Raw genomic sequence first — 18,656 nt, 5'->3', positions numbered from 1 at the left:
CAGTTAAGAGAAAAGCAACTGCCTGTGCTTCACTAACGAAAAACTATGCCAACGAGTTTATGACTAATAAAAAAAGAGCGAAGCAGGCCGCTATATTCAGCCGCTACCCTCGCTCTTTTCGGAAGCCTAGAACTTGTTTTTCCACATCATCGACTCTACCGGCTTCGTGGTACGCTCGTTGTATTTCGCGTTGGCTTTGCGGTTGTAGAATGTTTCTACGTCGCCTTGCACGGCAAAGTAAATCAGCTGGCCTACTGGCATCAGATGATATACCCGCACCGGCATCGAGACGCTTATTTCCAGGGTCCAGGTGTTGCAGAAGCCGATGTCGCCTTTGCCAGCAGTGGCGTGAATATCGATGCCGAGGCGGCCGACGCTGCTTTTGCCTTCCAGGAACGGCACATGCGCGTGGCTTTCGGTGTACTCTTCCGTTACACCCAAGTAGAGCGTGCCGGGCTGCAGCACGAAACCCTCCGCTGGGATTTCGAACACGTCAATTTCGTTGTGCTTGCGGGCATCCAGCACCTTGTCGCGGTAGGTAGCCAGGTAGCGGCCCAGATGGACATCATAGGAGTTCGTGCCGAGGCAGGTTCGGTCGTAAGGCTCGATAATGATGTTGCCCCGCTCAATTTCGGCGAGAATCTGCTGGTCGGTGAGGATCATGAAAGGTGCTCTGGGTTCTGAAATTAGTGGTTTTCCTCCTCGTCGTCATACCGGTCTTCGGGCAGGGCGCCAGTACGCACACGGGGCCGGGGCGTAGGTTGCTGATTCTCCAGTTCATCTGCCAGCCCATCAAGGCGAGCCCGCAAATCGGGCAGCACGCTGGTAATCAGGAACAGCAGCAGCAGGGTGGAAGAGCCGGCCAGTAGCAGCGTCAGGTAGTCTACCCAATCGTGGCGCACGGCAATATCAAGGGCGCGGGGCGTAGTGCTGCTACTGGTAACGGTGGTCGAAGTAAGCCCCGCTTCTGGCTGAGGCGAAGGATCTTCAGTAGCCGTGGCCGTCGAGGAGGGAGCATCTACGTCAGCGGGCGGTATGGCGGCCCCATCAGCGGCCAAGTCTTCCGGCACAGGGTCTTCGGAGGCGTTGAATTGCGCGGCCCCCTGCTTGATTACGCGCTGCAGCAAGCGGATAAGCGCCACCCGCTCATCGCGCGGCAGCACTCGGATAAAGAATTCGAAGTTCTTGTCTACCAGAATGGCGTTGAGCTGCTTCTCGAATTCTACTAGATCTGTGCGGCCCTTCCCGAAGCGGGTTTTGTAGCGTTCCGATACCCCGTTGTAGTTCTGAAACAGCGTCTGCAGGTCGGTGCGGCCATTGAAATCGGTGAACTCGCGGCGGGCTTTGGCCGTGCGCATGGTTACCGGAAACTTGCGCCGCGTAAACGACTTATCGTAAACGGTTTCCATCGTGCGGAAATTCAACTCATCCACAGTCCGGTCGAAGAGCTGCTTGTTGGCAGCAGCGGGGCCTTTGGCTTGGGCATGTAGTGTGGCGGGCACGGCAAGCCACAGCAACAGAAAAAGCGGTAGCAGTGGGCGAAATCGGGGCATGGCAACACGGGTAGTTGCCGCAAAGGTAACACGTTGGCCCTAGCGCCGGCTTTGTTTTTGCTGTTGTGCCTCACTTCACAAAAAAAAGGTCTCCCGACTGCGTGTCGGGAGACCTGTATAGCATAGCTACTTGCTCAAGCATTATAGTGTAGCCTGTGGGCATTTACATGCCATGGGCCTCCCGCATCGATTCACGGCAGGCAGTGAGATAAGTATCTACTAGTTCGTCGGTGATGGCTGTGCTGACAAATAGCGCTTCATACTGGGCCGGCGCCAGGTAGATGCCTCGGTGCAGCATCGCCCGGAAGTAGCGCCCGAAAGCTTCGGTATCAGAGGTTTTGGCGTCCTCTAGGTTCGTCACGGGTTTATCGGTGAAGAACACGCTGAACATCGAGCCAACCTGGTTCACAGTGTAGTTCAGCCCCAGTTCGGCACAAATCTGGCGCGTGCCATCGGCGAGGCGGGTGGTGACGCGGTTGAGCTCTTCGTAGAGTTCAGGGTGCTCATGCAGATACGTAAGCTGGGCAATGCCAGCGGCAGTGGCAATGGGGTTTCCAGAAAGTGTACCTGCCTGGTACACCTTGCCGGCCGGAGCTACATTGTCCATGATGTCCTGGCGGCCACCATAAGCGCCCACCGGCATACCGCCCCCGATGATTTTGCCCAACGTAGTCATGTCTGGCGTGATGCCATACAGTTCCTGCGCCCCACCCCGCGCCAGCCGGAAGCCGGTCATTACTTCATCGAAGATGAGTACGATGCCGTGCTGGGTACACAACTCGCGCAAGCCCTGCAGATAGCCTTCTACGGGAGCAACCAGACCCATATTGCCCACTACCGGCTCCAGAATCAAAGCGGCTATCTGGCCTTCATTGGCAAGAATGATTTGCTCTACGGCTGCCAGATCGTTGTACGGAACGGTGAGAGTATCCTGCGCAACGCCGGCCGTTACGCCCGGGGAGTCGGGGGTGCCGAGGGTGAGGGCTCCCGAGCCGGCCGCAATCAGAAATGAGTCGCCGTGGCCGTGGTAGCAGCCTTCGAACTTGATGATTTTGTCACGGCCGGTGTAGCCGCGTGCCACCCGGATAGCCGACATAGTAGCCTCAGTTCCGGAATTCACGAGCCGTACTTTTTCAATGCTCGGCACCATCTGCTTGATGAGCTCCGCCATTTCTACCTCGCGCTGGGTTGGGGCACCGAAGGAAAGAGAGTTTCGGATGGCACCCTGCACGGCATCCAGCACTATGCTGGGGGCATGGCCCAGAATCATCGGACCCCAGGAGTTGATAAAATCGAGGTACTTATTGCCGTCCACATCAGTCAGCCAGGCACCTTGCGCCGACTGCATAAACACTGGGTGCCCGCCCACAGCGCGAAAAGCTCGCACCGGCGAGTTGACGCCACCAGGAATGTGGTTTTTGGCCCGCGTAAACAGTGCGTCGGAAGTAGTGAGCGTAAGGCTGGGGGAGGCAGTAGTTTGGGACATGAGAGAAAGTTATACCGCAACTGAGCGGCTCAGTCAGCAAATCAATGAAACAAAAACGAAGGGCAGGGTGGACAATAGCCCTGCTGCTAGGGATACAACCTAGCGTAGGCCCACCGGGTTCAGGATTTCCACTTCCAGCCGTTCCAGCTTGGTGAGAGGCACATACTGGTTGTCGTGGGCGCCGCCGGGGTAGCCGATGCCCTGAAATACGGTACCCGAAACCGGGCCGCTGGCCGCCAGATTCTGCTGGAAAGCTGTGCCGTTCTGGTGCAACTGCGAGCCAAAGTAGTAAAGCAACTCGAAACCTGTAAACGCGAAAACGGACGGGGGTAGGTTCTGGCGCTGCATATACAACTGGCGGAAGCGCCGCACACCCAGATTGGTTTTGTCGAGGAATTTGGGATGCACAAAGTATACGTCGCGGGCATCCAGCTGGCCCAGCCCGATGCGGTTGTTGTCGAGCCAGGAACTATAGGTGATGAGGGGCGGGCGGGCATCCTGGGCTTTGAGCAGGCCAAGCGTATACGGCCCGGCCTTTTTAGCGTCGGAAGCCACTACCAAGTGGCCGACAGATTTCAGATCCAGACCCGCAAAACCAGCAGCCAGAGATTCATCTACATCGGAGTTGATGCGCCGCAGCTGCAGTACCCGGCCGCCCAGCGCTTCATAGGCCAACTTATAGGCCTGCCCGAACGATGCTTCGTCCTTTGTATCCTCGTAGAGCACTACGGCTGTGCGCGCGCCACCGAGGCGGGTGTAGGCGAATTGTGCGGCTTGCCGGGCTTGGGTAGCCGTGCTGGGCTCAAACAGGTAATGCCAGGAATTATCAAGCACTAGGTCGCCGTCCTGGGAGAGAGGATTGACGCACACAATCTGCTTTTGCTGGGCGTAACGAGCCAGAATCTTGGAACCTGACTTATATACGGGCCCGATGAGCATATCCATGGAAGCCAGTTCCGGCAGAGCCAGCACCTGCTTGAGCTGCAGCGTATCGGCGCCGGTATCGTACGCAAAAATCTGTACCGGGCGGCCTTCGCGCTGCAACGAGTCCTGCGCCAGGCGCATCCCGGCGTAGAGGTCCGTCACGAACTGGTTTTTGCGGCGCGTTTCCCAGCTGGGGTCGTTGAACTCGAAAGGCAACAGCACAGCCACATTATAGCTGCTCTTCTTCAGCACACGTGGGCGCGGAGTAAAACGGGTGCGGTCCAGCGAAAACTGGGTAATGAGCTGATCAAGCTGGCCCCGGTCGGCATCGGTATACCAGCCACCGTTAGCCAGCTTTTCAGCAAAGGCACGGCCTAGCACAGCATCCTGTGGGTAGGCCTTGAGCAGATTCTGAAAGGTGGTCTTGTCCTTCACGCGGGGCAAGTACACAGCTTTCATGTTGGCGGCTTCCTGAACCAAACGGTCGGGCGGGAGCTGCGCCAGCACGCGCAGCCCGTTCTCAAAGTCGCCCTGCTCAAATGATGCCTGCCCCTGTAGGAAAAACGCCTCAGGCAGGTTGGGCCACTGGGCATACTCGCTGCGCAGCAGATTGAGCATCTGCTCGGCTTCGGCCCATTTCTTGGCGCGGGTAGCCGCTACTGCATACAGGTATGCGGCCTCTGGGGCACGGTCGAACTTGTTGCCGGGGGCCGTGAGAGGCTCCAACTCCTGCATAGCCAGGTCGTAGCGAGTCTGGTCGAGCAGGGTTTTGCCGTTTTTGTAGCGGGTCCTGAAGTCAGTGGAACCCATGTTGGCGGGCAGGGGCGGCCCGGTAGGCTTGACTGGTGCCGTAGTAGCTGGCTTTGGCGCAGTGGCCGTAGGGGCTTTGGCCGGTGCCGTAGAGGAAGCTGGTTTACCAGAAGTGGCCGCCGCACTGCCCGTTTTGGCGGGCGTAGTGGTGCCGGCTTTGGCAGGCGCAACGGGTTTGGCAGCAGCTGGCGGAACAGTTGCTTTGGTAGCAGTAGGCTTAGCCGTGGTGGTGGCCGGTTTGGGAGTAGCTGAGGTAGTAGAGCGGCCTGGCTGCTGCGCCTGCCCGGACGCCGCGAAGGCCAGACCAGTGCAAAAAGTAGCAAGCCGAAGAGCAGAGAAATACCGCATGGCAGAGGAGCCGGGGAAAAGGACGGGAGAGAGAAGCGCCGCCTGCGTGCAGGCAGTACCGGGCAAAGGTACGCAGGAACCCCGGGGAAGATATGGCTACTCGCCACAGAGCCCCGTCAGCGTGGTTCAGGCGCAGAACCGGCACGTCTGAAGCAGAACAGTTCTTTAATCAAAAATTAAGCTCCATTTAATACCATCTTAAGTTACCGCTCTAGGGGGGGCGGTACCTTTGTAGCGGATAAATATCAGGTTCGACTGCATCGTGACAAGGACTTCGTGACGACCTGCTATACCCCTGCCGCTGCCCACGCACGGTATCTGCTCCTACCACACCACACTACTATCACCGTTTATGGCTGAATCTTCAGTTCCTGCTCTCACGCCCGGCCAGCGCCTGCTGCGCCTGCTGGCCTCAGAGCGGCGCGATATCACCTACCTCTACGTATACGCGGCCCTGGCTGGCCTCATCAACCTCTCGCTGCCGCTGGGCGTACAGTCCGTTATCGGCTTCATCAGCAGCGGCGACGTGAGTACCTCCATCATTGTGCTGATTGGGTTCATTGTGCTCGGTACACTGCTGGTTGGGGGGCTACAGGTGATGCAGCTCTACTTGGTTGAGTTCATTCAGCAGCGGTTGTTCGCGCGGCTTTCCCTCGATTTTGCCGTGCGCCTACCTCGCATCCGCACCGAGTCGTTGGACGGGCAGTACCTGCCGGAGCTGATGAACCGCCTGCTCGATACGCCTACCCTGCAGAAGGGTATTTCCTCGCTGCTGATTGAGTTTTCGGCCGCCGCGTTGCAGATTTTGTTCGGGCTGCTGCTGCTCTCGCTCTACCATCCGGTCTTCATTGCATTCGGCTTGCTGCTGATTGTGTTGCTGGCCCTGATGATCCGGTTTACGGGTGGCGAAGGCCTGAGCACCAGCCTCACCGAGTCGAAGTATAAATACCGGGTAGTAGCCTGGCTGGAAGACGTGGCCCGCACCGTGCACACGTTCCGCCATCCGCCCCGCCAGGAAATGGCCCTCAACCGCACCGACAGCCTCGTGCAGGGCTACCTCACCTCGCGCCAGAGCCACTTCCGGGTGCTACTCACGCAGTTCTGGGGGTTTGTGGCCTTCAAAACCCTGATTACGGCGGCACTGCTCATCATTGGCTGCTGGTTGCTGATTGCCAAGCAAATCAACATCGGGCAGTTTGTGGCGGCTGAAATCGTTATCATTCTGACCATCTCGGCAGTAGAGAAAGTGCTGCTGAAACTGGACGTGGTATACGACGCGCTTACTTCCCTCGACAAAATCGGGCACGTGCTGGACCTGCCCGTGGTAGCCACCAACGTAGGCTCGGACCTGCCGCTGACTACCCAACGGACCGGGCTCCGGGTGGAAGTGCGCCACTTGGGCTACCAGTATCCGGGCGCGGGCAAACGGGCCGTGCAGGACGTGTCGCTGGTGCTGAAAGCCGGGGAGCACCTCGGCTTGGCCGGTTCCGATGGCTCCGGCAAAACCACTCTACTACGTATTCTGTCTGGGTTGCTGGAAGGCTATACCGGTGTAGTGGCCTTCGATGGGTTGGCGCTGCAGGACATTTCAACGGAAGCCCTGGGCCGCGTTGTCGGCGACACCATCTCGCACCAAAACCTGTTCGAGGGCACGCTGCTGCAGAATCTGACTCTCGACCAGCCCGGCATCAGCCCCGATGACGTGGCCTGGGCCTTGGAACTGGTAGGCCTTCGCGACGAAGTGTATGCCCGCCCACTAGGCCTGAGTACACCGCTGGGCATTGGAACGCCCCTAGCTGATAGCTCGCGCCACAAACTACTGCTGGCCCGCACACTGGTACGCCGCCCGCGCCTACTGCTGCTCGACAGCTTCCTGTCTAGCGTGGAGCCGGCTGAGCGCCTGCGTATTCTGAAGCGCCTGCTGGACCCCGCCCATTCCTGGACTGTGCTGGTAGCTTCCAACGACCAGCGGGTGCTGAGCCTATGCACCCGCTTGGCTCTGCTGCGTGATGGCCGCATTGTGGCCGATGGACCGTTTGAGCCTACTTCAAAGCTGCCAGAGCTGCAGGCCCTGCTCTAAGCAGCGGCTCTGCCGAAGCAGAAGTTGCCACTGCCTGGTTATAGTAAACCCGCCCGCAATTTCCTGCCAGCTCAACGCATCAGCTCCCCCCAACTTAGCCTATCCTTCTCATGCCCTTTGCTGAACATCCATTAGCTGAAACCGACCCGCTGACCAGTCGTTTCCGCGCTTTTGAGCAGGTGCAGACGCCGCAGTCGGGCCGTACGGTGGCCCGTTGGCTCACCGCGCTGGGCCTGCTGGTGCTGATAGCCGGCTTTCTGCCCTGGACCCAGAACATCCGCTCGACCGGCACACTCACTACCCTGCGCCCCCAAGACCGTCCTCAGATTGTGCCTAGTACTATTGCCGGCCGCATTGAGGCCTGGAAAGTGCGGGAGGGGCAGCAGGTGAAGAAAGGCGATACGCTGGTCATCATTACCGAAATCAAGGAAAAATACTTTGACCCGGAACTACTGGCCCGCACGCAAGAGCAGTTGCAGGCCAAAATTTCGGCGCTGGAAGAAAACCGGGCGAAAGGTACGGCCCTCAGCAGCCAGCAGGATGCTCTGCGCAGCGGCCTGCGCATCAGCCTCGATAAAGCCCGCAACAAAGTAACGCAGAGCCGCCTGAAGGTGAACTCCGACGAAGCTGAGCTGCGCGCCGCCGACAACGACTTTAGCATTGCGCAGCAGCAACTGGCCCGCCAAGAAGCCCTGTATGCGCAGGGCCTTAAGAGCCTGACGGAGCTGGAGCAGCGCCGCCTCAAGTTTCAGGAAAGCACTGCCAAGCGGCAAGCCGTAGAAAACAAGCTGAACGCCAGCCGCCAGGAGCTTACCAATTCCCAGTTAGAGTTGTCGTCGCTGCAGGCTGAGTATCAGGATAAGATAGCCAAATCGGAGTCGGATCGGCGTTCTACCACGGCGTATCAGTTCGATAGCGAAGGCCAGATTGCCAAGATGCGTAACGAACTGGCCAACCTTAGCATTCGGGCCGGCTACTACCATATTCGCGCCCCGCAGGATGGCTATGTGGTGCGGGCGCTGAAAGCGGGTATTGGCGAAATTGTGAAGGAGAGTGAGCCGATTGTGACCGTAATGCCCAACACGCCGGCACTGGCCGCCGAGCTCTACGTACGCCCCATGGACGTGCCACTGCTGAGTGTGGGCCGCAAGGTGCGGCTGCAGTTTGATGGCTGGCCAGCGCTGGTATTCACCGGCTGGCCTGGTACCAGCTTCGGTACTTTCGGGGGCACGGTGGCCGTCATCGACAACATCGACAGCCAGGGGCAATACCGCATCCTCGTAACCCCCGACCCGGACCAGGAGCCCTGGCCCAAGCCGCTGCGTGTGGGCTCTGGCGTGTATGGTTGGGCCCTGCTCGATGATGTGCCGATTTGGTACGAGCTGTGGCGCCAGCTCAATGGCTTCCCGCCCGATTTTGTAGGCAACCCCGGCGCAGACGGCACTACTGGCACGCTGGGAACCAGCAAAGGCGCAAAGGCTGATAAAAGCGCGAAATACGGAGGAGAGGAGGAAGAGTCGAAATGAAACGGCTCCGACTGATAGTAGCAGCGGCATTGCTGACCCTGGCTGGGCCAGTATGCGCGCAGCGGCCGGCTGGGCTGATACCTGCGGTGCCTTCGTCGGCTCCCGTTGCCGCCAGCGATTCCGGGCAGGTGTTCAGCCTCACCGATCTGCTGACCTTCGTGGCGTTGCGGCATCCGGTGGCACGGCAGGCCGGGCTGCTGCCGGAGCGGGCGTTGCAGGAAGTGCGCTACGCCCGAGGCCTCTTCGACCCCGCGGCCACCAGCAAATACTACGGCAAGACCTTCGGCGGCAAAGAGTACTTCCATGACTGGGACAGCCAGTTGCGGGTGCCGCTCTGGTTCGGAGCCGACCTGAAAGCTGGGTTCGACAGGGGAGTGGGTACGTATGTAAATCCGGAAAGCTATACTTCGCCAGCTGGCCTGAGCTATGTAGGCCTCTCGGTGCCACTGGCACAGGGCCTGTTGATAGATGAGCGACGCGCTGCCGTGCGCCAGGCCCAGGCATTACAGGACTTGGCCGATGCAGAGCGCCGCAGTGCCCTCAACAAGCTACTACTGCAGGCCGCCAAAGATTATTGGGACTGGAGCCTGAACTACCAACGTCTGCAACTGCTGGACCGCAACACCGGTCTGGCCAACACCCGCTTTGAAGCGGTACGTCAGCGGGTGGTTTTCGGCGACCTGGCCGCCATCGACTCGGTGGAAGCCCTGACGGAGCTGCAGAACCGGCAGGCCACGCTGGCACAAGCCCGGGTGCAGTTCCGCAACTCCACGCTGCTGCTCTCCAACTACCTCTGGAACGAGCAGAACCAGCCGCTGGAGCTGCCGGCTGCTGCCCGGCCGCAGGTGTTGCCCGGCCCCGCTGCCTGGCAGCCCCTGCCTCCCGATTCGGTGGCCGCGCTGGCCGAGCTGGCGCAGCGTATCCATCCGGAGCTGCAAAAAAGCCGCGCCAAGCTCAACCAGCTGGGCGTAGAGCGCCGGCTGCTTTCCAACAAGCTGCTTCCTAAGCTTTCCGTTGATTACAACTTGCTGCAGGCGGGCCAGCCATTCAGCCCCGAGAGTCCGGCCAGCTTGAGCGGCAGCTACCTGCAGAACAACTACAAGCTGGGCGTGAGCTTTGCCTATCCGCTGCTGCTGCGTCAGGAGCGAGCCAAGCTGCAGCTCAACCGCCTAAAGCTGCGCGAAACCGAGTTGGACTTGCAGCAGGACACACGTGAAATTCAGACCGGAGTACGCACTGTGGCCAACGAATGGGAAGCCCTGCGCGAACAGCTGCGCCTGCAGGAGCAAGTAGTGCGAAATGCGGAACGCCTGCGCGTTGGCGAGCAAATTCGGTTTGAGAATGGGGAAAGCTCTGTATTCCTTATCAATGCCCGCGAATCGACGCTGGTATCTGCCCGCGTGAAACTGGCCGAGCTGCAGGCAAAATACGCACAAACCCAGGCTACCTTGCGCTGGGCGGCTGGCGGGGTAGAGTAACGAATGCCGCCGCTCCGTAGTAGTAGGCGCCGCACGCCGGAACAGGGCAGCTGGCTTTGCTGTTCTGCAGCAAACTTACAGCTACAACGTTATGCGTCTTCTCCCGGAGTTAAAGCGCCGCCCCAAAGTGCCGGGCGACACGTCCCGCGAAACTGCCAAGTGGGGCTGGTACATTTTGATAGTGTTTTTCGTGCTTTGGCTGGTATATAGGTGGTGGTTTGATAACTAGGCAGCCGAGCAGGACTGCAAAGCGGAAGGCAATACGGCGGCGACTCTGTCGTTTCCAAGCCCATAATTTCCGTACTTGTAGCTATGCCGATGCCGCTAACCTTTGCCCTGCCCCAGATTCGCCAGCGCCTGAGCCTGCTATTGGTACTGGGCGCTTCGCTCACACTGAGCGTTGTGCTGATAACGTTTCGGGTATTCCTGACCCATCAGATTACCTTCGTATTTCTGCTCTGGAATCTGTTTCTGGCACTTATTCCGTTCGGGCTGAGTACTATGCTGGGATTGTCGGCGGGGCGGCTGAAGGCACGCGTGCTGCTGCCAGTGGGTGCAGTGTGGCTGCTGTTTTTTCCTAACGCGCCCTACATCCTCACCGACCTGTTTCACCTGGAGCCGCGCACCGGCGTACCCTACTGGTTCGACCTGGCCCTGCTGCTAAGTGCCGCCTGGAACGGCCTGATGCTCGCCTACGCCTCTCTTACCGACATGCAGGCACTGGTGACGCGCCGCTTGGGCTGGTGGTCCGGCTGGGCATTTGCCACCGTAGCGCTGCTACTGAGCAGCTTCGGAGTGTATCTGGGCCGCTACTTGCGCTTCAACTCCTGGGACATCGTCACGAATCCGCTGACGCTGTTCTACGATATTCTGAACCGCATTCTGCACCCGATGTCTTTCTCCGGTACCTGGGGCGTAACGCTGCTCTACGGAGTGTTTCTGCTGCTCGGCTACGCCACAGTGCGCCTGCTGGGACGCATGGGGGAGGAGCCGGGCGAATAAAACGGGGTATTAATTGGCGCTACGAAACAGGTGCTTGTCGGCCCAGAAAGTGCCCAGCGGAACAAACGAAGCCACTAGTGCCAGTCCAGTTTTGCGCATGCCCCAGCTGTGTTCTAAAGCATTTTGCAACACGAGCAGCACATAGGCTACGAACAGCACGCCGTGTGCCATGCCTACATAGCGTACCGCCAGCGGCTCGCCGGCCAGATATTTGAGCGGCATGGCTACCAGCAGTAGAATCAGGAAAGACCAGCCTTCCAGAAACCCGACTACGCGCAGGCGGCCCAGGGAAGTTGAGAGCAAAGAAGAATTCATCGTCCCAAAGATACGGCCGGCTTGTTATCGGAACGCCGGAACGGCTGCAGATGCGGCAGAATAGGGTGGTTCGTTTTACCTTGCCTGCCCGATGATGCACCTCCAGACCGATTCTTCCGACGCACCCACCATGAGCTGGGAACGGCTGCTCAGCCGCCGCCGCTACCCCGAGCAGCCCCAGCTGCACCTCGTCACGGATGCGCCGCCCGTGCGCGGCGCTTTTGTCGCCGATTATGACCGGGTTGTGTTCAGCTCCGCGTTTCGGCGGCTGCAGCGCAAAACCCAGGTAATGCCGCTGCCCGAAACCGACTTTGTGCACACCCGCCTGACCCATTCGCTGGAAACAGCCTGCGTGGGCCGCTCCTTAGGTCGTCTCGGAGGCCGGTTGCTGCTTGAGGAAAACGCGGCGCTGGCGGCTGCGCTGCCGCATCTTGACTCTGACTTCGGTGATATTGTGGCTGCCGCCTGTCTGGCGCACGATATCGGCAACCCGCCATTCGGGCACTCCGGCGAAGATGCCATATCCGCCTACTTCCGCAGTGCGGCCGCCGAACCGTTTGTGCGCATGCTCAACGCCTCACAGCGCGCCGATTTGCAGCAGTTCGAAGGCAATGCTGCTGGTTTTCGCGTCCTTACGCATACCTACGCCGCCCACAGCAGCGGCTCGGCCGGTCTGGGCTTGACATATGCTACCTTGGGCGCTTTCACCAAATACCCTCGGCCCTCAATAGTAGAAGAAGCCAGCCTGACGCGCGGCACCAGCGAGAAAAAGTACGGTTACTTTCAAACTGAAGCACCCCGCTTTCTGGAAGTAGTCCGGGAGCTAGGCTTGCTCAGTAAGCCCATCGGCACCGATATCGGCGGATTTTATCACCGACACCCGCTGGCGTTTCTGGTCGAGGCAGCCGATGATCTATGCTACCGTATCATCGATTTTGAGGACGGCCTCAAACTGGGCCTGATTCCGTGCGAAATCGGACTGGCGTTGCTGCGCGACATGCTCGGCGACGCGCCCGGCCGCCGAGGCTCGGTAGAGTGGCGCGACTGGCGCGAGGAACTCGGCTATCTGCGTGCGCGCCTCATCAACCGCCTGGTGCAACAAACCGCCCGCCTTTTTGCCAACCGCGCCGACGACCTGCTGCGCGGCCGCGCCGATGAGCCGCTGGTCCAGCAACTCGACTGTTGGGAGCAACTCCAGCACGTGCACCGCCTCACGGTGGAGCACTTGTACCGCAGCCGCCCGGTACTGGAAATAGAGGCGGCAGGCTTCGAAGTATTGGCTGGCCTGCTCGATGCGTTTCTGCACGCCACCTTCGACCCCCATACTGGGCCACGCTCCCGCAAGTTGCTGCACCTGCTGCCCGAGCAGTTTCGGGCCGAAGGCCCCCAGCAGGTCGCTACTGCATATGAGCAGATTATCCTGTTGACAGACTATATCGGCGGCCTCACCGATCAGAATGCCTTGAGCCTGTTTCGGACAATTCGGGGAATTGACCTGCCCAAAGGATTTTGAAGCGCCAACCGATGCTATAGTCCGACCGTTGCCTGACCAGCCTGATCGTGCCGCCAGGAGTGCTGGGTAGCAACAGGGAAAATGGTAGCTTTGTAAAGCTCAACGCTACTGTTCCAAACGGCTTATTTGCTTTGAAATCCTGCATTTTGTTGTTGATTTTGCTGACTGCTTCAGCAGCAGGCGCTCAAACGCCCAAGCTCGAGCAACTGCGGGCAAAAGTGCAGGCGCACCCACAGGCTGATACGACGCGAGTAAACCGGCTGAACGAGTTGGCATTTGAGCAGCGTTCCAAAGCGCCCCGCGAGTCGCGCGCTTCTTTCGAGGATGCCCTGCAGCTGGCTCAGGGCCTACATTACCGTTTCGGCGAAGCAAAAGCGCAGCTTGGACTCGGCTTTTATTACCGCAAACGCAATGAATACGGCCCGGCCCAGCTCTATACGCAGCAGGCTCGCCAGGCTTTTTCTGAAATCGGCGACCTGCGCAACCAGCTGGCTTGCACCTACAATCTGGCCTATATCTTCTCCGGCCAAGGAAACTATACGCAGGCGCTGGACCATGCCCAGCAAGCCCTAACTCTGGCTGAGCGTCTGAAAGACCCGCATTGGCTGGTGCTGATGAACGCGCAGATGGGCATTATCAGTACGGAGGTAGGTGAGTATGAGAAGGCGCGCGAGTATCTGGAGCGGTGCCTACAACTGTCCCGGCACCACCACAATCAGCCGGGAGTGTCGCAGGGCCTGCGCGGCCTCGGCGACTTATACCGCACACAGGGCAACTGGGATAGTGCCCGCCGCTATTACCAGCAGGATGCTACTCTGACACGCCAGTTGGGTGATGAGCCTGGCTTTCTGGTAGAGGAAATGAATGTGGCGGATATGGAGGAGCGGTTAGGAAACTACCCCAAAGCCTTTGCTTACAGCTACCGGGTGCTGCACCAGCTCCGGCAGCTGGACGTAGTCGGCTATCTACCCTGGACCCAGCTCGTGCTGGCCCGCGCCCACCTGCATACCAACCGCCCCGATAGTGCCCTGATCTATGGCAAAGCCAGCCTGCAGGCCAGCCTGCGCAGCGGCGTGAAAGAGAATATCCGAGATGTGAGCGAAGTGCTTACCCAGGCCAGCGTACGGCTCGGGCATTTTCCGGATGCTTACCGGTACCAGACTCTGTACGGTACCTATCAGGACAGCCTCAGCAGCCGTGAGCTTATTCGGCGCATTGCCGCTCTGCAGTACAGCTACGAGCTGGACCGCCGGCAAACCCGAATTAGCCAACTGACCCGCAACGAGCAGCTGATCCGGCAGAAAAACCAGCAGCAGCAGTGGCTTTTGGTGGTGTCGTTGGTGGGACTGGGGGCGGTGGCTGGGCTAAGCGTGGTGCTGTGGCGCAGCAACCGCCAGAAGCAGCGCGCTTATGCCTTGCTGGAACAGAAACAGGCTGATTTGCTGGCTACCCAGCAGCAGTTGGTAGCGGCTGAGAAATGGGCGTTTGTAGGTGAACTGTCAGCTGGTATTGCGCATGAGTTGCAGAATCCGCTGCATTTCATGAAGAATTTCGCGGAAGTCAGCGTCGCTATGCTCGACCAAGACAGCACGCGCGCCGTGCCAACACTAGGCGCGACGGATGGTTTAAAACAGGAGATTCTGGCGGGCCTCAAACAAAACCTGCAGGAAATCAGCCAGCACGGGCAGCGTGCTTCCTCCATCATCACCGACATGCTGACGCACGCCCGTACCGGCACCAGCCAGCACGAACTGGTACGGGTAAATGAGTTGATAGAAGAGAATCTGCGGTTGGCTTATCAGGAAATGCAGGCCAGAAACCACGGCTTTCAGGCAACACTGCGTACAGAGCTGGATGAGTCGGTGCAGGAGGCGCAGCTGGTGCGCACGGAGATAGGCCGGGTACTGCTCAACCTGTTCACCAATGCCTTTCACGCGCTGGCCGCCCGCCAAGCGCAGCTCGGCGCAGACTATGCACCTGTGCTCCATGTAAGCAGCCGCCGTGTGGGCAGCCAGATTGAGATTCGGGTGCGCGACAATGGTACGGGTATGTCGGCGGCAGTGAAACAGCAGATTTTTACCCCCTTTTTCACTACCAAACCCACCGGCCAAGGAACGGGCCTAGGCTTATCACTGGCCCACGATATCGTCACGAAAGGGCATGGCGGAGTGCTGCAAGTAGAAACGGAAGAAGGCAACTACACGGAGTTTACGCTGGTGCTACCGGCTTAGTATAATGGACGGCTATTGCAGCAGGCGAAGCGTGGTATCCAGCTTCTGGGTGCGGAGCAGCTCCTGATATTCCAGCAGCATTGCGTCCTTGTTCTGGCGTTGTTCCTGCTTCTGGAAGGGGCGCACCTTGTAGCGGCTGCCGGGCGTAGTTCGGCTCAGGTTCAGGTAAACAAGGCCCCGGCTGCGACGCTGGGCAGCTTCTCCGCTCTGAATACGGGCAATTCGCTTTTCATTGTTGCCGAACAGCGCCTGTAAGGGACTCAAGCCCACATATAGGTTGGCCTGGCCGGTGAGGTAGTATTCTCCGCTCACGTCCATATCCGTGAGGTTGCTATTGAGCTGCAGGTTCGGAATCAGCAGACGGCCGCCATCCAGCACAAACCGGGGGCTCACGGGTTCAAAGTAAAGGTGGCTGGTGCGCTCTTCCCGCATGAATTTCAGGGCTTCCATCAAGGCTTCCACGTTCAGCAATTCCAGGTCATGGAGTTGCGTTTTGAGGAAAGCCTGGGTTTGGCTGAGCTTGGGAAGAAAAGCATTGTCGAGGGAGGTATGCAGGTCAGTTTCGCCATCCATAGTACCCCTAATGTTCTCAGGAGCCAGCACATCTAGGCCAAGACCGGTAGCCAGCCCAAACAGCTCCGGTAGCTGAATACGGTTCAGGCGGAGTTGGGCATGCAGCGGGTGGGAATTGGCGCCAGCGTTGGTCTGCAATACGCCACGCAACGAAATGTTTCCACCGAACGCCTGTAATGAACACTGCTCTAACCGCGCTGCACCTGCATCCAGGCTACTCACCAATTTAAACTGACTACCCCGCAAGGCCCCGTACCGGATCTGGTCAGCGGCTACGTTTACCCGGCCGGTCACGGTGCCGTCAAGAAAAGGAGAGGAGGCGCCGGGCGTACGGGTAGGGCGGCGGCGCGGGGCATCGTCGTTTGGCGAGGGAATGGTGCTCAAAGAGGCCAGTAGTTGCAGCAGATGCTGCACATCGAGGGTAGCGTAGCGCAGGTTGAGGTCGGCGCGGGCATTGAGTAGCTGCGTGCCCTTGAGGCGGGCGCTGGCACTGAGCTGCCCGGTGCCGCCCGAGCTGGAGCGGAAGGAAAGCGCCGGAATCAGGAAGCTGGGACCCTTTTTATCGATGCGCAGACGCACATTGCGCAGGTTGTTGTTGCCGGGCAGCACCAATTCATTTACCACCACAGTTGCCTGTCCGTTGGCAGCCAGCAGCACTTCGCGCAGGGTAGGGTCCTTGGGGGCACCAGGGGCGCGGCGCGAAGGGCGCGTTACACGGGCCAGCAGCTGTTGGTAGTTGAGGGAAGGAAACTGCACCGCCAGCCGGGCCGCTACGGGCTGCAGATTGAGCGTATCAGTCGGCCAGCTTACTACGCCACTCACTTGCCCGCCCCATACGCGCACGTGCAGGTCACGGAGCTGCACATAGCGCCCGTTGTGGCGTACTGTAGCTGCCAGCTGCTCCAGCGTATCGGAGGCCAGTATCAGTAGCCCGCAGCGTAGCCGAATGTTGAGGCGCAGGCCCGGTGGCAGCAAGTTCATGGCCTTAGTTGCCAACTCCTGGTTGGGCGTGCGGCCTAGGCGTGCGGCTCGCTGGGCGGGTCGGTTTCGGCCGTGCGGGGCCGCCAGCAGCCGCTGCAATTCTCTGGTGCGCAACTCGTCTACTTCAAAAGTGCCTGTTACGTTTGTGGTCGGGTGTTGCCCGCTGAAATAGGCCAGCAGATACGTGGTAGTAGCATTGGCCCGCACCTGCATTCCATTCAGCTGTCCTGCCAAGTTTTCCAGCGTCCATAGACTGTCGCGTAGCCGGATACGCACGTTGAGCCCTGTCATATCAGCTTGCCGCCTCGGAATAGTGAAGGACGCATTTTCGAGCTGTACAGTACCGCGGGCCGCAATGGGTGGCAACAGCGTGTCGGCGCGCAGCGCGCGGCGGGAAGCACGGTCTGGTATTTCAGGCAGTGTGCCGTCCAGTTTCAGGTCAATGGTGGCCTCGCCTCGGCGGGCACGCCAGAGGGTAGGTACCACCACAGAAGCCAGCGTCTGCAGCTCGGTACGGCCCCGCACGTGCCCTTGCAGGCGCGGGCGTGTAAAGTCAGATACCGTGAGTGAGGCGTCCAGCTCCCCGGCTTTCGAGTAGATACGGCACTGCTCAAACGAGAGGCTGGTGGTGCGGGGTGAGTGGCTGGGGCCGTTATCAAACACGCCGCGCGCATCCCAGCGCTGTATCCTCCGCGCCGAATCGGCCCACTGCACCTGGGCGTTGCGCAGGGCAAAGCGAAGAACGGTACGAGGCCGCGTAGTGGGGCCACTGATGCCCCGGATGCTGTACCGGATATGGGCGTGGCTGGGGCTGCGGGCGTCATCCAGAAAATGGTCGAGGCTGGTGGGCAGCGCCACGTGTAGCACTTCCAGTAGCGGCTGCTTGCCCTCAAATTGCAGGTTGAGGCGGGTACCGCGGGGTTCATTGGGCGCCGCGCCCCGGTGGGTGCCATTTACCAGCACCGTGTCGCCGTTGAGCGTGGCGCGGGTACGCAGAAAAGTGCCTTCGCGCCGCCGAAAGTCGTAACGGTAGCGAATCTGGGCCACAACTGGCTCGTTCTGGAACAGATTGCCACGTCCGCTGCGCAGGTAGTTGAGTTGCCCATCCAGGGTGCCTGTGGTATGGGCGAGGCCTTTGCGCACCTGCACCACGAGCCGGCCCTGCCGCACATAGGCATCGAAGCCGCCATTGTGCAACTCGTTGCGGTCCTGCACGCTCACGTTCACCAATACCAGGGAGTCGAGGTCGAAGTTGGGCGGTATGCTGGGCGTGTTGCGGCGCGGTCCTTTACCACGCAGGCCCCAGTCGCGCCCGAGCGAGTCGGTCAGCTGCCGGAACTCAGCATCGCGCAGTGTCAGGTGGCTCATCCGGAACTCGCCGCGCCAGATGTGGCTCAGCTCCAGCCGCGCATCTACTTGCCCCACCCGGAGCACCGGTACCGCCCGCCCAAACGAAGTATCGGTGAGCAGCACGTGCCGCAGCGAAACGGTGAAATGCGGGAAGTGGCGCAATGCCGAAATGTCCACTTCAAAGGGCGCCAGCACCAAGTCGGAGTTGCGCGATACCCGCTCCCGAATGAGCTTCTCTAGCTGCCGCTGGCCCCAGCGTGTGCCCAGCACCCAGGCCGTTCCTACCAACGTCAGCACCAATCCCAGCACAGAAATAGCCAGAAATTGACGAAGCGAAGGTCTTTTCATAAGGGGTAGGAGGGCAGAAGTTTACAGCCAGTGCTTTGCTAGTACGCAGAAAGCGCCGCGTTGATACGGCCGCCGGTAGCTCAGCAGGAAAATAGGAAAGAAGCCCAATAAGTACGTTTCTTGCCGCCCTTATTCCCT

13 protein-coding genes are annotated in these 18,656 nt (G+C 59.6%); 7 read left to right on the top strand and 6 right to left on the bottom strand.

Annotated elements, in window-relative coordinates; genetic code table 11:
- Nucleotides 1–126 precede the first annotated feature (126 nt).
- The 4 genes from dcd to H4317_RS11690 all read right to left on the bottom strand — a co-directional run bounded on the left by dcd (nucleotide 127) and on the right by H4317_RS11690 (nucleotide 5,121).
- The gene (dcd, locus tag H4317_RS11705) at nucleotides 127–663 is read right to left on the bottom strand and encodes a dCTP deaminase (protein WP_185886781.1); all 537 of its coding nucleotides are present in this window, start codon (nucleotides 661–663) and stop codon (nucleotides 127–129) included.
- Between the two features lie 23 nt (nucleotides 664–686).
- Nucleotides 687–1,553: a hypothetical protein gene (locus tag H4317_RS11700; RefSeq protein WP_185886780.1), complete on the bottom strand. Its 867-nt coding sequence runs from the start codon at nucleotides 1,551–1,553 to the stop codon at nucleotides 687–689.
- Nucleotides 1,554–1,716: 163 nt separating this feature from the next.
- Nucleotides 1,717–3,039 (bottom strand): glutamate-1-semialdehyde 2,1-aminomutase, encoded by a 1,323-nt coding sequence (hemL, locus tag H4317_RS11695; RefSeq protein WP_185886779.1) that lies wholly within the window; start codon nucleotides 3,037–3,039, stop codon nucleotides 1,717–1,719.
- Nucleotides 3,040–3,138: 99 nt separating this feature from the next.
- Nucleotides 3,139–5,121: an ABC transporter substrate-binding protein gene (locus tag H4317_RS11690; protein WP_185886778.1), complete on the bottom strand. Its 1,983-nt coding sequence runs from the start codon at nucleotides 5,119–5,121 to the stop codon at nucleotides 3,139–3,141.
- A 352-nt stretch (nucleotides 5,122–5,473) separates the two neighbouring features.
- On the opposite strand from H4317_RS11690, the gene H4317_RS11685 reads away from it, so the two are divergent.
- The 5 genes from H4317_RS11685 to H4317_RS11665 all read left to right on the top strand — a co-directional run bounded on the left by H4317_RS11685 (nucleotide 5,474) and on the right by H4317_RS11665 (nucleotide 11,207).
- Nucleotides 5,474–7,201, top strand: a complete 1,728-nt coding sequence (locus H4317_RS11685) for an ATP-binding cassette domain-containing protein (protein WP_185886777.1) — start codon at nucleotides 5,474–5,476, stop codon at nucleotides 7,199–7,201.
- Nucleotides 7,202–7,311: 110 nt separating this feature from the next.
- Entirely contained in the window at nucleotides 7,312–8,727 is a 1,416-nt protein-coding gene (locus H4317_RS11680; RefSeq protein ID WP_185886776.1) for an HlyD family secretion protein, read from the top strand.
- The gene (locus H4317_RS11675) at nucleotides 8,724–10,205 is read left to right on the top strand and encodes a TolC family protein (RefSeq protein WP_185886775.1); all 1,482 of its coding nucleotides are present in this window, start codon (nucleotides 8,724–8,726) and stop codon (nucleotides 10,203–10,205) included. The genes H4317_RS11680 and H4317_RS11675 overlap by 4 nt, the downstream gene beginning before the upstream one ends.
- Nucleotides 10,206–10,296: 91 nt before the next feature.
- Nucleotides 10,297–10,434, top strand: a complete 138-nt coding sequence (locus H4317_RS11670) for a hypothetical protein (protein WP_185886774.1) — start codon at nucleotides 10,297–10,299, stop codon at nucleotides 10,432–10,434.
- A gap of 89 nt (nucleotides 10,435–10,523) precedes the next feature.
- Nucleotides 10,524–11,207 carry a DUF1361 domain-containing protein gene (locus tag H4317_RS11665; RefSeq protein WP_185886773.1) on the top strand — a complete coding sequence of 228 codons (684 nt, stop codon included), beginning with the start codon at nucleotides 10,524–10,526 and terminating at the stop codon, nucleotides 11,205–11,207.
- A 9-nt stretch (nucleotides 11,208–11,216) separates the two neighbouring features.
- Here the strand turns inward: H4317_RS11665 and H4317_RS11660 are convergent, their stop codons facing one another.
- Entirely contained in the window at nucleotides 11,217–11,522 is a 306-nt protein-coding gene (locus tag H4317_RS11660) for a DUF3817 domain-containing protein (RefSeq protein ID WP_185886772.1), read from the bottom strand.
- Nucleotides 11,523–11,613: 91 nt separating this feature from the next.
- On the opposite strand from H4317_RS11660, the gene dgt reads away from it, so the two are divergent.
- Together dgt and H4317_RS11650 are read left to right on the top strand one after the other, a co-directional pair.
- A complete protein-coding gene (dgt, locus tag H4317_RS11655) occupies nucleotides 11,614–13,035 on the top strand; it encodes a dGTP triphosphohydrolase (RefSeq protein WP_185886771.1) in 1,422 nt (473 codons plus the stop codon).
- Between the two features lie 158 nt (nucleotides 13,036–13,193).
- Nucleotides 13,194–15,266: a tetratricopeptide repeat protein gene (locus H4317_RS11650; RefSeq protein WP_185886770.1), complete on the top strand. Its 2,073-nt coding sequence runs from the start codon at nucleotides 13,194–13,196 to the stop codon at nucleotides 15,264–15,266.
- A 12-nt stretch (nucleotides 15,267–15,278) separates the two neighbouring features.
- Here the strand turns inward: H4317_RS11650 and H4317_RS11645 are convergent, their stop codons facing one another.
- A complete protein-coding gene (locus tag H4317_RS11645) occupies nucleotides 15,279–18,518 on the bottom strand; it encodes an AsmA-like C-terminal region-containing protein (RefSeq protein WP_185886769.1) in 3,240 nt (1,079 codons plus the stop codon).
- Between the last annotated feature and the right edge of the window lie 138 nt (nucleotides 18,519–18,656).

The sequence above is a fragment of the Hymenobacter sediminicola genome, assembly GCF_014250515.1.
GTDB classification, from domain to species: Bacteria; Bacteroidota; Bacteroidia; order Cytophagales; family Hymenobacteraceae; genus Hymenobacter; species Hymenobacter sediminicola.
Note: the sequence above shows the minus strand (reverse complement) of the source record. Positions and strands in the feature narration are given on the sequence as shown.

Bases quoted from the DNA above. Each gene is read 5' to 3' on its own strand.
- H4317_RS11645 (WP_185886769.1), bottom strand. From the start codon at position 18,518: ATGAAAAGACCTTCGCTTCGTCAATTTCTGGCTATTTCTGTGCTGGGA.
- dcd (WP_185886781.1), bottom strand. From the start codon at position 663: ATGATCCTCACCGACCAGCAGATTCTCGCCGAAATTGAGCGGGGCAAC.
- H4317_RS11675 (WP_185886775.1), top strand. From the start codon at position 8,724: ATGAAACGGCTCCGACTGATAGTAGCAGCGGCATTGCTGACCCTGGCT.
- H4317_RS11680 (WP_185886776.1), top strand. From the start codon at position 7,312: ATGCCCTTTGCTGAACATCCATTAGCTGAAACCGACCCGCTGACCAGT.
- H4317_RS11690 (WP_185886778.1), bottom strand. From the start codon at position 5,121: ATGCGGTATTTCTCTGCTCTTCGGCTTGCTACTTTTTGCACTGGTCTG.
- H4317_RS11670 (WP_185886774.1), top strand. From the start codon at position 10,297: ATGCGTCTTCTCCCGGAGTTAAAGCGCCGCCCCAAAGTGCCGGGCGAC.
- H4317_RS11660 (WP_185886772.1), bottom strand. From the start codon at position 11,522: ATGAATTCTTCTTTGCTCTCAACTTCCCTGGGCCGCCTGCGCGTAGTC.
- dgt (WP_185886771.1), top strand. From the start codon at position 11,614: ATGATGCACCTCCAGACCGATTCTTCCGACGCACCCACCATGAGCTGG.
- H4317_RS11700 (WP_185886780.1), bottom strand. From the start codon at position 1,553: ATGCCCCGATTTCGCCCACTGCTACCGCTTTTTCTGTTGCTGTGGCTT.
- hemL (WP_185886779.1), bottom strand. From the start codon at position 3,039: ATGTCCCAAACTACTGCCTCCCCCAGCCTTACGCTCACTACTTCCGAC.
- H4317_RS11685 (WP_185886777.1), top strand. From the start codon at position 5,474: ATGGCTGAATCTTCAGTTCCTGCTCTCACGCCCGGCCAGCGCCTGCTG.
- H4317_RS11665 (WP_185886773.1), top strand. From the start codon at position 10,524: ATGCCGCTAACCTTTGCCCTGCCCCAGATTCGCCAGCGCCTGAGCCTG.